12 protein-coding genes are annotated in these 13,113 nt (G+C 72.3%); 3 read left to right on the forward strand and 9 right to left on the reverse strand.

Annotated features, from left to right (window positions below; all coding sequences use genetic code 11):
* Nucleotides 1-22: 22 nt before the first annotated feature.
* The 3 genes from ptsP to ACPEH2_RS00730 are packed head-to-tail and all read right to left on the reverse strand — an operon-like array spanning nt 23 to nt 2,299.
* Nucleotides 23-1,690 carry a phosphoenolpyruvate--protein phosphotransferase gene (gene ptsP, locus ACPEH2_RS00720; RefSeq protein WP_423718016.1) on the reverse strand — a complete coding sequence of 556 codons (1,668 nt, stop codon included), beginning with the start codon at nt 1,688-1,690 and terminating at the stop codon, nt 23-25.
* Nucleotides 1,691-1,697: 7 nt separating this feature from the next.
* Nucleotides 1,698-1,973: an HPr family phosphocarrier protein gene (locus tag ACPEH2_RS00725; RefSeq protein WP_064001364.1), complete on the reverse strand. Its 276-nt coding sequence runs from the start codon at nt 1,971-1,973 to the stop codon at nt 1,698-1,700.
* A complete protein-coding gene (locus ACPEH2_RS00730; protein ID WP_064001365.1) occupies nt 1,970-2,299 on the reverse strand; it encodes a PTS sugar transporter subunit IIB in 330 nt (109 codons plus the stop codon). Before ACPEH2_RS00730 ends, ACPEH2_RS00725 begins: the two co-directional genes overlap by 4 nt.
* Before the next feature lie 141 nt (nt 2,300-2,440).
* On the opposite strand from ACPEH2_RS00730, the gene ACPEH2_RS00735 reads away from it, so the two are divergent.
* Nucleotides 2,441-4,333 (forward strand): BglG family transcription antiterminator, encoded by a 1,893-nt coding sequence (locus ACPEH2_RS00735; protein WP_423718017.1) that lies wholly within the window; start codon nt 2,441-2,443, stop codon nt 4,331-4,333.
* On the opposite strand, the gene ACPEH2_RS00740 is transcribed toward ACPEH2_RS00735, so the two are convergent.
* From ACPEH2_RS00740 to ACPEH2_RS00750, 3 genes are read right to left on the reverse strand one after another with little or no spacing between them, the layout of a single operon-like run.
* Nucleotides 4,334-4,912 carry a GNAT family N-acetyltransferase gene (locus ACPEH2_RS00740; protein WP_423718018.1) on the reverse strand — a complete coding sequence of 193 codons (579 nt, stop codon included), beginning with the start codon at nt 4,910-4,912 and terminating at the stop codon, nt 4,334-4,336. It lies immediately after the preceding gene.
* 13 nt (nt 4,913-4,925) lie between these two features.
* On the reverse strand, nt 4,926-6,590 hold the full coding sequence (locus tag ACPEH2_RS00745; protein WP_217531068.1) for a phospho-sugar mutase: 1,665 nt from the start codon (nt 6,588-6,590) through the stop codon (nt 4,926-4,928).
* The gene (locus ACPEH2_RS00750; RefSeq protein ID WP_217531069.1) at nt 6,587-7,417 is read right to left on the reverse strand and encodes a purine-nucleoside phosphorylase; all 831 of its coding nucleotides are present in this window, start codon (nt 7,415-7,417) and stop codon (nt 6,587-6,589) included. Before ACPEH2_RS00750 ends, ACPEH2_RS00745 begins: the two co-directional genes overlap by 4 nt.
* 84 nt (nt 7,418-7,501) lie before the next feature.
* On the opposite strand from ACPEH2_RS00750, the gene ACPEH2_RS00755 reads away from it, so the two are divergent.
* A complete protein-coding gene (locus ACPEH2_RS00755) occupies nt 7,502-8,962 on the forward strand; it encodes an NAD(P)H-quinone dehydrogenase (RefSeq protein ID WP_082886049.1) in 1,461 nt (486 codons plus the stop codon).
* A 10-nt stretch (nt 8,963-8,972) separates the two neighbouring features.
* Here ACPEH2_RS00755 and ACPEH2_RS00760 read toward each other — a convergent pair whose 3' ends face one another.
* From ACPEH2_RS00760 to ACPEH2_RS00770, 3 genes are all read right to left on the reverse strand, one after another.
* Complete coding sequence (locus ACPEH2_RS00760) at nt 8,973-9,161, reverse strand: hypothetical protein (RefSeq protein ID WP_423718019.1); 189 nt, start codon at nt 9,159-9,161, stop codon at nt 8,973-8,975.
* 67 nt (nt 9,162-9,228) lie between these two features.
* Nucleotides 9,229-11,010: an acetyl/propionyl/methylcrotonyl-CoA carboxylase subunit alpha gene (locus tag ACPEH2_RS00765; RefSeq protein ID WP_423718020.1), complete on the reverse strand. Its 1,782-nt coding sequence runs from the start codon at nt 11,008-11,010 to the stop codon at nt 9,229-9,231.
* 81 nt (nt 11,011-11,091) lie between these two features.
* Nucleotides 11,092-11,757 (reverse strand): Maf family protein, encoded by a 666-nt coding sequence (locus ACPEH2_RS00770; RefSeq protein ID WP_423718021.1) that lies wholly within the window; start codon nt 11,755-11,757, stop codon nt 11,092-11,094.
* A gap of 71 nt (nt 11,758-11,828) precedes the next feature.
* On the opposite strand from ACPEH2_RS00770, the gene ACPEH2_RS00775 reads away from it, so the two are divergent.
* Nucleotides 11,829-13,109, forward strand: coding sequence for a class I SAM-dependent RNA methyltransferase (locus ACPEH2_RS00775; protein WP_423718022.1), 1,281 nt, complete (start codon nt 11,829-11,831; stop codon nt 13,107-13,109).
* Nucleotides 13,110-13,113 lie beyond the last annotated feature (4 nt).

Below are 13,113 nucleotides of genomic sequence, written 5' to 3' on the forward strand. Positions count from 1 at the left end.
TTCTCCTTTGGTGTGCCGCGGGTCATGCGGCGGTGTGCTGTGCTGCGGCTTCCTGGGCCGCGGCTCGGGCGGATGCCGCATCGGATGCGGCGAGGGCTGCGTCGGCGATGCGCTTCGCATCGTCGAGGCTGTGGTGCAGAAGGGTGGCGCGCACATCCGCGAGCGCCGTCGGGGCCATGGACAGGGTGGTGGCGCCGAGGCCGACGAGGACGACTGCGAGGAGCGGGTCGGCCGCGGCCTCACCGCAGATGCCGATCGGTTTGCCGGTGACGCGTCCGCCGTCGCCCGTCGCCTTGACGAGCTGCAGGACGGCGGGATGCCACGGGTCCTGGAACGAGGCGACCGAACCGAGCAGGCGGTCGGCCGCGAGCGTGTACTGGGTGAGGTCGTTGGTGCCGATCGAGGCGAAGTCGGCGTGGGCGAGCACCCGGTCGGCGAGGAGGGCCGACGACGGGACCTCGACCATGACACCGGCCGTCTTGATGCCGTACTCCTTCGCGAGGGTGACGAAGTACTCCGTCTCCTCGACGGTCGACACCATGGGGGCCATGACCCACAGGTCGGCGTCGGTGGCGGCATCCGCGTTCGCAAGGGCGGTCAGCTGCTCGCGCAGGATGTCCTCGCTCGCGCGCAGTGCGCGGAGCCCGCGGAGACCGAGGGCCGGGTTCTCCTCGTGCGCGTCGTTGAGGAACGCGAGCGGCTTGTCGGCGCCGGCATCCAGGGCGCGGACGACGACCTTCTTGCCGGGGAACGCCTGCAGCAGCTCGGTGTACGCCGTCGTCTGCTCCTCGACGGTGGGAGCCTGCGACGAGCTGAGGAAGAGGAATTCGGTGCGGAAGAGCCCGACACCCTCTGCGCCCAGCTCGACGGCCTTGGCGGCGTCGGCGGGCTTGCCGAGGTTCGCGAGCAGCGGCACCGTCGTGCCGTCCGCCAGTGCGCCGGGCGTGATCGGCGCGTCCGCGGCGGCGGCGCGGTCGGCCTCGCGGCGCTCGGCCTGCGCGATCTCGTCGTCCGTGGGCTGGGTCGTGACGATGCCGGCGGCGGCGTCCACGATGACCGTCTCGCCCTCGGTCAGACCCGAGGCGCTGTGCACGCCCACGACGGCGACGATCGACTTCTCGCGCGCGAGGATCGCCGTGTGCGAGGTCGGGCCGCCTTCGGTCGTGACGAGGGCGAGCACCTTGTCGAGGTCCAGCAGGGCGGTGTCGGCCGGGGCGAGGTCCTTCGCGACGAGGACGAACGGATGCCCGGGGTCGGGCACGCCCGGTGCCGGCACCCCGCGCAGGTGGGCGATGACCCGCTGCGCGACATCGTCGAGGTCCGCGGCGCGCTCGCCGAGGTAGCCGCCCATGGCGGCGAGGGAGTCACGGAACGAGGCGAACGCGTCGAAGACGGCGAACTCGCCGGTCGCACCGGCGGCGAGACGGGTGGCGACCTCGTCCTCGAGGGCGGGGTCCTCGGCCATCATGGCCTGCGCCTCGAGCACCTCCTGCGCGGCTCCGCCGGCGGTGGCGCCGCGCTGCTCGAGCTCGCGGGCGACCGCCTCGATCGCCGCGGCGACGCGGGCCTTCTCCTCCTCGGCGCTGAGCGTGCTCTTCTCATCCTTCGGCGCGGGCAGCGGCTCGGCCATCCGTGCGACGGGGCCGTGGCTCACGCCCAGGCCGATTCCTACTCCTCGAAGCTCAGTCATGTGTCCCTCAGGCGTCGTGGTCGGTGGTCAGAAGTTCGGTCAGGGTGTCGAGGACGTCCTCCGCGCCCGGCCCGTCCGCGGTGAGCGTGACGTAATCGCCGCTCTCCGCGCCGAGCGAGATGACGCTCAGGATGCTCGCCGCGTTGACCGCGCCGCCGGCCCCCTTCGAGATGGTGACCGGGATGCCGGCATCCTTCGCCGCCTGCGCGAAGAGCTTCGCGGGGCGGGCGTGCAGGCCGTGGGAGGAACCGATCCTCACCGTCCGGCTGGCCGGTGCGCTCATCGCGGGGTCCTTTCAATGCGGTCGGCGGCGGTCGCGGTGGTGACGAGGGCGAGCGTGCGGGTTCCGTCACGATCGTCGAAGACGTCCTCCGGGAGCAGAACGACACGCGCCTGTCGGGTGGCGGCATCCCGCTCGATGTCGGGGAGGGCGGAGGCAAGATGCGGACCCACGAGCACCACGTCGCCGGCATCCGTCCCCGTGGCGACCATGCCGGGGACACCCGCGTGGACGAGCAGTTCCCTGCCTTCGCGCTGTGCGGCCTGCCGCAGACGCTGGGCGACGAACGTGCTCGACGCGCCGGCGCCGCAGACGACGAGGATCTTCATCGATCCGCCTCCTTGTCTCCCCGCAATTCTCATCCGACTCCCAGGAAGCGACAACCAGGCCTTCTTCCGCGGGGGAGGAAACCCCGGTGGTCCGGCGGATGGTTGACTGGACCCGTGAGTCGGACGAGGCAGGATCGCGTCATGGCGCTCCTGGCGAGGGATGCCGGGTGGCGTACCGCCGGCGAGCTCGCCGACCTCGTCGGGGTGACGCCCCGCAGCATCCGTTCGTACGTGGCCGCCCTCAACGCGCGGGTGCCCGGCGGCGACGCCGTCGAGTCAGGTCCGTCCGGCTACCGCGCGGGTGCCGGAGCGGCGGGGGCGCTGCAGCCGGCATCCGAGGAGACTCCTCGCGACCGGTTGCACCGGCTCGTCCGCGACATCCTCGATGCGCCGGACGGCATCGACGTGTACGCCGCGGCGCAGCGCTTCCATGTGAGCGACGCCACCCTCGAAGCCGATCTCGGACGCGTGCGCGCGCTGCTGAGCGGCACGCAGCTGACCCTCGAGCGCTCCGCTGAGCGCGTGCGGTTGGTGGGGACGGAGATGGCCCAGCGGCGCCTGCTCAGCCGACTGGCGCACGACGAGATGGAGCAGGGCGCCTTCGACCTGCGCGCCCTGCGGCGCGCCCTCGGCGAGAGCACCGCCGAGACGTCGGCGCTCGGGGCGTTCAAGGACGACCTGGTCGCGGGCCTCGGCGACCTGGGATACCTCGTCAACGAGTTCGGCATCGGCGACGTCATGATGCACATCGCGATCGCCGCCGACCGGGTGGGGCGCGGACGCGGACTCGACGGCCCTCCGGTCGACGACGCGCCCGCGCGTGCGCGGATCGCCGACCTGCTCGATCGCCTCGCCGTCGCGCACCTCGGCGTCCGCCTGGGCGACGGTGACCGCGACCACCTCGCCGCGCTCGTGCAGACCCGCGTCGTGGCGCCGGGCGCGGCCGAACCCGACACCGTCATCCGGGGCCGGCTCGATGCGGACGTCGAGACCGCCGTGCGCGGGATCGTCGCGCAGGCGGCATCCGAGTTCCTCGTCGACATCGATCACGACGACTTCATCCTGCGCCTCGCCCTCCACGTCCAGAACCTGCGTCAGCGCGCGCAGGACCAGGCCTGGTCGCGCAACGCGCTCACCCGTTCGCTCAAGTCCAGCTACCCGATGATCTTCGAGGTCGCCGTCTTCATCGCCGAGCAGCTGCGCGACGTCGTCGGCGCACCTCTGTACGAGGACGAGATCGCCTACATCGCGATGCACGTCGGCGGCCGGCTCGAGCGGTCCCGCCAGTCGGCTCGTCTGCTGACGGCGACGCTCGTGTGCCCGGGGTACTACGAGATGCACGAGCTGCTGCGAGCGAGCATCGACCGGGCGCTCGGTCGCGAGATCGAGGTCGTCGCCGTCGAGACGCGCGTCGACCCCGACTGGGCGGGGCTCGACACGGAACTCGTCCTCACGACGATCGATCCGCCCGCGCCGTCCGACCGCATCGTCCGGGTCCAGCCCTTCCTCACCGAACCCGACGTCGAGCGCGTCCAGGGCGCGGCGGCCCGCGCCCGCCGCGCGCGACGCTTGGCGGGCCTGCGCGCGGAGCTCGAGCGGTACTTCTCCGCCGAGGCCTTCGTGCCCCGCCTGCCCGCCGATGCGGACGAGGAGACCGTGATCCGCGGGCTCGGCGGACTGCTGGCGGCCCAGGGCGTCATCACCGAGGACTACGTCACCCGCACGCTCGAGCGGGAGCGCATCTCCTCGACGGCTTTCACCGATGCGCTCGCCGTCCCGCACGCCATCGGGATGACCGCGACCCGCACCGCGATCGCCGTGGGCCTGGCCGACCCGTCGATCCGTTGGGGCGACGGACGGGTGCAGGTCGTGACGATGGTCGCGTTCTCGGAGTCCGACCGCGAGGCCTTCCAGACGGTGTTCGAGCAGCTCGTCGAGGTGTTCAGCGAACGCGACAGCGTACAGCGGATCCTGCGCCGCGGCACGACGTTCGCCGCGTTCCTCGACGAGCTCGTCGCCGTCGTCGACGGCTGATCAGCGCGCCAGGCGCGCCTCGAGCCCCATCTTCACCCCGGGCCACTCGTGGGGGAGGATCGAGTACACGACGGTATCGCGCAGCGTGCCGTCGGGGCTGATGCGGTGGTTGCGCAGGACGCCGTCTCGGCGCGCGCCGAGCCGTTCGATCGCGGCCTGCGACTGCCGGTTGTGCCACGACGTGCGGAACTCCACCGCGATCGCCTCGCACGCCTCGAACGCGTGCCCGAGCAGCAGCAGCTTCGCGGTCGTGTTGACGTCTGTCCGCTGCACGCTCGGCGACAACCACGTGTAGCCGATCTCGACCCGCCGGTTGACCTGGTCTATGCCGCAGAAGGTCGTCATCCCGCTCGGGGTGCCGTCGACGAGGACCGCGAACGGGTTCATCCGCCCGGCCGCGTGCTCGGCACGACGCCAGCTGATCTCATCGGGGACGGATGCCGGGATGGCGGTGTACCAGGCGTACTCGAGGCCCTCGCGGGCCGCCGCGAGGTCGTCGGCGTGCGCGGCATCGAGCGGGACCAGGTGCACGCGACCGCGGCTCAGGACGACCGGCTCCGTGAGCGGAGTCGCCGTCACGTCTGCGCCGCCATCACGCCTGCGCCGCGGCGAGGATATCCCGGACGCCGGCGTCCACCGCCGCCAGCCGGGCCGCCGCATCCTCCGCCGAGTCGCCGCGGACGTCGAGGTAGGCCTTGAGCTTCGGTTCGGTCCCGCTCGGGCGCACGATGACCCGCGATCCGTCGGTCAGCCACACCCGCAGCACGTCGCCGCGCGGCGAGCTCTCGGGAGCGGTGAGCAGGTCCTCGATGCGCTCGACGGCGACCGTACCGACGGATGCCGGGGGCGCCGCGCGCAGCGCGCTCATGATGCGCCCGATCACCGACACATCGTCGACGCGGAGGGACACCTGCCCGCTCGCGAAGTGCCCGAAGGTCGCGGCCGACTCGTCGAGCAGGTCGCCGAGCGTCCGGCCCTCCTCGCGCGCCTCGGCGACGAGGCCCAGCACGGCGACGGCGGCCGAGATGCCGTCCTTGTCGCGCACGGTGTCGGGGTTCACGAGGTAGCCGAGCGCCTCCTCGAACCCGTAGACGAGGCCGGGGGCGCGCGAGATCCACTTGAAGCCGGTCAGCGTGGCGGCGAAGTCGAGTCCGTAGTGCTCGGCGATCGCCTGAAGGCCGGGCGACGAGACGATCGAGCACGCGAGGGTGCCCGCCGTCGCGGTGCGTGCGGCGCGCCAGCCGAGGAGCAGCCCGACCTCGTTGCCGGTGAGCCGGCGCCAGCCGCCGGGGGCTGCGGCATCCGGGATCGCGACGGCGAGCCGGTCGGCGTCGGGATCATTGGCGAGGATCAGCTCCGCGCCGGCGGCGCGGGCGGCCTCGAACGAGAGGTCCATCGCGCCGGGCTCTTCCGGGTTGGGGAAGGCGACCGTCGGGAACCGACCGTCGGGCTCGATCTGGGCGTCGACCACCGTCGGCGCCGGGTACCCCGCGGTCTCGAGGATGCGCGAGAGGGTCTCATGGCCCACGCCGTGCATCGCGGTGTAGACCCAGTTCAAGCCGGCCGCACCGGCCGGGGCGGGGGCGACGAGCGCCGTGGCGCGCACGTAGGCGTCCACGACGTCCTCGCCGGCGGTCTCGTAGTCCGCCGAGCGGGGGATCGCGTCGAGGTCCGCCCGGGCGGCGACCTCGTCGATATGCGCCGCGATCTCGGCATCCGCCGGTGAGACGATCTGTGCGCCGTCATCGGCACCGCCGAGGTACACCTTGTAGCCGTTGTCGTCCGGCGGGTTGTGGGATGCCGTCACCATGACCCCGGCGGAGGCGCCCAGGTGCCGGACGGCGAACGCGAGCACCGGGGTCGGCAGCAGGCGGGGGAGGAGGATGGCGCGCAGGCCCGCGCCGGCGAAGATCTCCGCGCTGTCACGGGCGAACACGTCGGAGTTGCGACGACCGTCGTAGCCGACGACGACCGACGGTATCTCGTCGGTCGCGCGCTCGTGCAGGTACGCGGCGAACCCGGCGGCCGCCTGTCCGACCAGGACGCGGTTCATGCGGTTCGACCCGGCGCCCAGGGCCCCGCGCAGCCCCGCAGTCCCGAAGGCCAGCCGCGTGTCGAACCGGTCGTGCAGGTCGTCGAGCGCCGCCGCGTCACCGGCCTCGGCCCGCTCGATCAGCGCCCGCAGCTCATCGCTCGTCTGCGGGTCGGGGTCCTGCGCGAGCCACCCGCGGGCGACGTCGAGGACGCCCTCGCTCACAGGACGCCGATCACGCGGGCGAGCAGGTCGGAGATGACCGGCTCGGCCTCGCGGCCCGCCTCGATGACCTCCTGGTGGCTCAGCGGGGTGGTCTGGATGCCGGCGGCGAGGTTCGTGATGAGCGAGAAGCCCAGGATCTCCATGCCCGCCTGGCGCGCGGCGATCGCCTCGAGGGCCGTCGACATGCCGACGATGTGCCCGCCGATCGCCTTCGCCATCTGCACCTCGGCGGGCGTCTCGTAGTGCGGTCCGCGGAACTGGCAGTACACGCCTTCGTCGAGCGACGGGTCGACGGTGCGGGCGAGGTCGCGCAAGCGCCGCGAGTAGAGGTCGGTGAGGTCGATGAAGGTCGCGCCCTCGAGGGGGGAGTCGGCCGTCAGGTTGATGTGGTCGCTGATGAGCACGGGCTGCCCCGGCGTCCACGACGTCTTGATGCCGCCCGCGCCGTTGGTGAGGACCATCGTCTTCGCGCCGGTCGCGGCGGCCGTGCGCACACTGTGCACGACACGACGCACGCCGTGCCCCTCGTAGTAGTGCGTGCGCGCGCCGATCACGAGCACGCGCTTGCCGTCCGGGGTGAGGATGCTGCGGATCGATCCGACGTGCCCTTCGAGGGCGGGCTTGCTGAACCCGGTGACATCGGTCGCGGCCAGGGTCGCCGTGGTCTCACCGATCAGCTCGGCGGCCTTGCCCCAGCCGCTCCCGAGCGTCAGGGCGACGTCGTGGTGGTCGACGCCGGTGAGGCGGGCGATGTCGTCGGCGGCGGTCCGTGCGACCTCGAACGGGTCGGCGGTGGGGTCGTCGAGCGGGTGGGTCTCCTCGTGCATGCTCCCACTCTAGGAACCCGGGGACGGCTCGGCCACACGCCGCGCATCGCGTCGCGGCGCACGGGGACCCCGCGGGCTGGAAGAATGGTGCGCATGTCTGTGAGCTTCGAGACCACCCAGAGCGTCGCGATCATCGGCGGCGGCCCCGGCGGATACGAGGCGGCTCTCGCAGCGGCCCAGCTGGGCGCCGAGGTGACGCTCGTCGAGCGCGCGGGCATCGGGGGATCCGCGGTCATCACGGATGTCGTCCCCTCCAAGACCCTCATCGCCACCGCCGACGCCGCCGTCGCCATCCGCGGCGCCTCCGATCTCGGGGTGCAGCTGTTCGCCCGGGGCGACAGCGGCAAGCCGCTCAAGCCCGAGATCGCCATCAACCTCGGGGCGGTCAACAAGCGGCTCCTGTCCCTGGCGCGCCAGCAGTCCGACGATCAGCGCGCGCAGCTGGTGGATGCCGGGGTCCGCATCATCTCCGGCCACGGCCGCCTCGACGGGACGCACGCCGTCGTCGTCTCGACCGGCCCCGGCGGCACCGACTTCGACCGGATCGAAGCCGACACGCTCGTGGTCTCGGTGGGCGCCTCGCCGCGCGAGCTCGACAGCGCGAAGCCCGACGGGGAGCGCATCCTGACCTGGACGCAGCTCTACAACATGTCGTCGCTGCCCGAGCACCTGATCGTCGTGGGATCCGGCGTCACCGGCGCGGAGTTCGCCGGCGCCTACATGAACCTCGGATCGAAGGTGACGCTGATCTCGAGCCGCGACCAGGTCCTCCCCGGTGAGGACTCCGATGCGGCGGCCGTCATCGAGAAGGTCTTCACCCGCGGCGGCATGGAGGTGCTGTCGAAGTCCCGCGCCGAGAAGGTGGAGCGCACGAAGGACGGCGTGGTCGCAACGCTGTCCGACGGTCGCACCGTCGAGGGCAGCCACTGCCTCATGGCCGTCGGATCCATCCCGAACACCGCCGGTATCGGACTGGAGGATGCCGGGGTCCAGCTCACCGGCTCGGGTCACATCCAGGTCAACCGCGTCGCGCGCACGTCGGTGCCGAACATCTACGCCGCGGGCGACTGCACGACGTTCCTCCCGCTCGCCTCAGTTGCCGCCATGCAGGGACGCATGGCCGTCTTCCACGCGCTCGGCGACACCGTCATCCCGCTCGAGAAGCACCGCGTCACGGCGAACATCTTCACGGCGCCCGAGATCGCCACCGTCGGACGCCAGGAGCGCGACATCGAGTCCGGCGCGGTCAACGGCACGGTCCACAAGCTCCCGCTGGCCGCCAACGCGCGCGCGAAGATGATGGGCGTCAAGGACGGGTTCGTGAAGATCATCGCCCGCGAGGGGTCGGGCACCGTCATCGGCGGCGTCATCGTCGCCCCGCGCGCCTCCGAGCTGATCTACCCGATCGCCATCGCCGTCGAGCGGCGCCTCACGGTCGACCAGCTCTCCCGCGTGTTCGCGGTGTTCCCGTCGCTCGCGGGCAGCATCACCGACGCGACCCGCGCGATGCACCAGGTCGCCCGGGACGAAGACACCTACAGCTGATCCGCGCGCCTCAGCCGACGGCGATCGCGGTCACATACAGGTAGGTGGGCACTGGCGCGGTCCCCGACGCCGACACGGCCCGCGCCGACGAGCCATCGAACGGGATACGGCGCGGCTCGGTGTCGCAGACGATCTGATTCGTGATCGTCATCTGCCCGCCGTCCGCGGTCATCACGTTCACCGTGACGTCGGCGGTCACGTCGTCACCGGCGCACGCAGAGTCCTCATGCCCACACCCTAGGGGCGCTCCGCTTCGCCCGACAGGATCAGGAGATCGTGAGCAGCTGATGCCCTGCCGACACGGTCGTGCCGGCCTGCGCGTTGATCGCGCCGACCACGCCGTCCTTGTGCGCCTGGATGGGCTGCTCCATCTTCATCGCCTCGAGGACGACGACGAGGTCGCCCTTGACGACCTGCTGCCCCTCCTCGACGGCGATCTTGACGACGGTGGCCTGCATGGGCGACGCGACGGCGTCGCCGCTCGCGCCCGAGACGGCACTCGCGGCGTGCGAACGACGCGACGGGGGCACGGCGAGGGGGCGACCGACGGCGGCGGGTGCGTGGGTCAGGCGGTCCGGCAGGCTCACCTCGAGGCGCTTGCCCGACACCTCCACGACGACGGTGTGGCGGCCCTCGGGCTCGGCGGCGGGACCCGCCTCGCCGTCCCATGCGGGGATATCGTTGTGGAACTCGGTCTCGATCCAGCGGGTGAAGACGCCGAACGTGCCGTCCTCGGCCGTGAAGGCGGGGTCGCGGACGACCTTCCGGTGGAAGGGCAGCACCGTCGGCATCCCGGCCACCTCGAACTCGTCGAGGGCGCGGCGCGACCGCTCGAGGGCTTCTTCGCGCGTGCGTCCCGTGACGATGAGCTTGCCCAGGAGCGAGTCGAAGGCGCCCGAGACGCTGTCGCCGGCGGTGACGCCGGAGTCCAGGCGCACCCCCGGTCCGCCGAAGGTCTTGAACACGTGGATGTCGCCGGGGGCGGGCAGGAAGCCGCGGCCCGGGTCCTCGCCGTTGATGCGGAACTCGAACGAGTGGCCGACCGGCTCGGGGTCGGCGTAGTCGAGCGTGCCGCCCTCGGCGATGCGGAACTGCTCGCGGACGAGGTCGATGCCGGTGACCTCCTCCGAGACCGGGTGCTCGACCTGCAGACGGGTGTTCACTTCGAGGAACGAGATCGTCCCGTCGGCGCCGATGAGGAACTCGCACGTGCCGGCCCCGACGTAGCCGACCTCCGTGAGGATGGCCTTCGACGCGGCGTACAGGATCTCGTTCTGCTCGGCGGTGAGGAACGGTGCGGGAGCCTCTTCGACGAGCTTCTGGTGCCGGCGCTGCAGCGAGCAGTCGCGGGTCGAGACCACGACGACGTTGCCCGCGGCATCCGCGAGGCACTGCGTCTCGACGTGGCGCGGCTTGTCGAGGTACTTCTCGACGAAGCACTCGCCGCGGCCGAACGCCGCGATCGCCTCGCGGGTCGCCGATTCGAAGAGCTCCTCGACCTCGTCGAACTCGCGCGCGACCTTGAGGCCGCGTCCGCCGCCGCCGTACGCGGCCTTGATCGCGATGGGCAGGCCGAACTCGCGCGCGAAGGCGACGACCTCGTCGGCGCCCTCGACCGGCCCCGGCGTGCCCGGGGCGAGCGGGGCGCCGACCTTCTCGGCGACGTGGCGGGCGGTGACCTTGTCTCCGAGCGCCTCGATGGCCTCGGGGGAGGGGCCGATCCAGACGAGCCCCGCGCCGATCACGGCGCGGGCGAAGTCGGCGTTCTCGGCGAGGAAGCCGTAGCCCGGGTGGACGGCGTCGGCGCCCGAGCGGCGCGCGACCGAGAGGATCTTCTCGATGGAGAGGTAGGTGTCGGCGCTCGTCGAGCCGCCGAGGCCGTACGCCTCATCAGCCAGCCGCGCGTGCATCGCATCGCGGTCCTGGTCGGCGTAGACCGCCACCGACGACTTCCCCGAATCGCGTGCGGCGCGGATGATGCGCACCGCGATCTCGCCTCGGTTGGCGATCAGCACTTTCGAGATTCCGGTGGTCACGCTCTCAGGCATGGCTTCGAGCCTACCCACGAGTGAGGCCGCTCCTTTGGATCACTCGCACAAGATCATCGGGGTTTCGTGTCGCGGATCCCACTAAGCGGATGCCGCGCCGCCGCCACCCGCGGAGTTCCACAGCGTCGTCCACTCGACCCCGAGCTCGCGGACCAGTCGGCGCAGGGTCGACAACGACATCCCGACCACGGTCGACGGATCGCCTTCGACCCGCTCGATGAACGCGCCGCCGAGGCTGTCGACGGTGAAGGCGCCCGCCACCAGCAGGGGCTCACCGGTCGCCACGTACGCGTCGATCTCGGCATCCGTCACATCCGCCGCGAAGGTCACGGACGCGGCGGCCACCGCATGGGCCTCGACGGGGTCAGCGCCCGGGCGGACGAGGAACACGCTGTGCCCCGAGTGAAGCACGCCGGTGCGGCCCCGCATGGACTGCCACCGGGCGCGCGCCGCCTCGGGTGTGTAGGGCTTGCCGAGGATCTCGCCGTCGAGTTCGAACATCGAGTCGCCGCCGACGACGAGGCCCTCGAAACCTTCCGCGGCGACGGTCGCCGCGACGTCGGCCGCCTTGCGTCGGGCGAGGAGGAGCACGTGTTCCTCCGACGGCAGCGTGCGGGCCTGCGCCGCCTCGACCGCCGCGATCACGGCCTCCTCGTCGACCCGCGGTGAGCGGGTGGTCGGCTCGATGCCGACCTGGCGCAGCAGCATCAGACGGGCGGGGGAGGTGGAGGCGAGGCACACGCGCATACCGACCACGGTAGCCGCGCGGGCGGGAGTGGATGACGGTCCGCGGCGACCCGGTGTGACAGCATCGGAGCATGCAACCGGGAGACCTCCTCGACCTCGAGATCACCGCCGTCGCGCACGGCGGTGTGTTCGTCGCCCGGCACGAGAACCGTGTCGTGTTCGTCTCGGACGCGATCCCCGGCGAGCGGGTGCGCGTCGCCCTCACCGACACGCGCAAGGCGTCGTTCTGGCGGGGCGACACGGTGGAGGTGTTGGATGCCTCGCCCCACCGCCGTCCGCATGTGTGGGCGCCCGCCGATGTCAGCATGCCTCCCGACGCCCGGCCCGGCGGTGCGGACTTCGGTCACATCGCCCTCGCCCATCAGCGCGAACTGAAGGCCGACGTCCTCCGCGACGCGCTGTCCCGCTTCGCCGGGTCCACCGCTCCCGTCACGATCGAGCCGCCCCTCCCGCAGATGCGCGGCGACCGTCTCGTCGAGGAATCCCCCGACGGCACGGGATGGCGTACCCGGGTCAGCCTGCACGTCGACGACGAAGGGCGCATCGGCCCGTTCGCGGCCCGGAGCCACCGCGTCATCCCCGTCGACGACCTGCCGCTCGCGACCGCGGGCATCGCCCGCGCGGCGAGCCGTCGGCGCGGCGGGTCCGCCGGCCGCCTCGACCTCGTGCAGCCCGCCGACGGACGCGTGCGCGTGATCCCGCGTGCCGAGCCCGGCCGTTCCCGGCGCCCGGCTCCGGTCGACCCCGCGGCCCGGGAGGTCGTGGTCGAGACCGTCGGCGACCGGGAGTTCCGCGTCGATGCGGGCGGCTTCTGGCAGGTCCACCGCCTCGCCGCCGGCACCCTGCACGACGCGGTCGCCGACGCCGTCGCGGATGCCGTCGACCCCGACGGATGGCACCTCGATCTCTACGGCGGGGTCGGGCTGCTCGCCGCATCCGTCGCCGATGTCGGCGGTCCCGCCACCCGGATCACCTCGGTGGAGTCCGACGCCCGCGCGACCGAGCACGCGGGGGAGAACCTCGCCGCGTGGATCGGAGCCCGCGCGGAGACCGGCCGGGTCGACCGGTGGCTCGGAAACCTCGTCCAGACGGCCACCCCCGCGCAGCGCGCCCGGCTCGCGCGCGGCACCGTGGTCCTCGACCCGCCCCGCGCCGGCGCCGGACGCGACGTCGTCGAGCAGCTCGTCGACCTCTCACCGGCGCGCATCGTCTACGTCGCGTGCGACCCCGTCGCCCTCGCCCGCGACCTCGGCACCTTCGCCGCGCACGGATACACGACTCCCGCGGTGCGGGCCTTCGACGTCTTCCCGCACTCGCACCACGTCGAGGCGATCACCGTGTTGACGCGGTGACGGC

It is taken from the genome of Microbacterium sp. NPDC064942 (genome assembly GCF_049545525.1).
In the GTDB taxonomy this organism is placed as follows: Bacteria; Actinomycetota; Actinomycetes; order Actinomycetales; family Microbacteriaceae; genus Microbacterium; species Microbacterium gawkjiense.

What these genes read in the sequence shown, in the direction of transcription:
- ACPEH2_RS00725 (WP_064001364.1), bottom strand. Translation starts at nt 1,973, where the DNA reads ATGAGCGCACCGGCCAGCCGGACGGTGAGGATCGGTTCCTCCCACGGC.
- ACPEH2_RS00735 (WP_423718017.1), top strand. Translation starts at nt 2,441, where the DNA reads ATGGCGCTCCTGGCGAGGGATGCCGGGTGGCGTACCGCCGGCGAGCTC.
- ACPEH2_RS00730 (WP_064001365.1), bottom strand. Translation starts at nt 2,299, where the DNA reads ATGAAGATCCTCGTCGTCTGCGGCGCCGGCGCGTCGAGCACGTTCGTC.
- ptsP (WP_423718016.1), bottom strand. Translation starts at nt 1,690, where the DNA reads ATGACTGAGCTTCGAGGAGTAGGAATCGGCCTGGGCGTGAGCCACGGC.
- ACPEH2_RS00770 (WP_423718021.1), bottom strand. Translation starts at nt 11,757, where the DNA reads ATGCGCGTGTGCCTCGCCTCCACCTCCCCCGCCCGTCTGATGCTGCTG.
- ACPEH2_RS00765 (WP_423718020.1), bottom strand. Translation starts at nt 11,010, where the DNA reads ATGCCTGAGAGCGTGACCACCGGAATCTCGAAAGTGCTGATCGCCAAC.
- ACPEH2_RS00750 (WP_217531069.1), bottom strand. Translation starts at nt 7,417, where the DNA reads ATGCACGAGGAGACCCACCCGCTCGACGACCCCACCGCCGACCCGTTC.
- ACPEH2_RS00755 (WP_082886049.1), top strand. Translation starts at nt 7,502, where the DNA reads ATGGTGCGCATGTCTGTGAGCTTCGAGACCACCCAGAGCGTCGCGATC.
- ACPEH2_RS00775 (WP_423718022.1), top strand. Translation starts at nt 11,829, where the DNA reads ATGCAACCGGGAGACCTCCTCGACCTCGAGATCACCGCCGTCGCGCAC.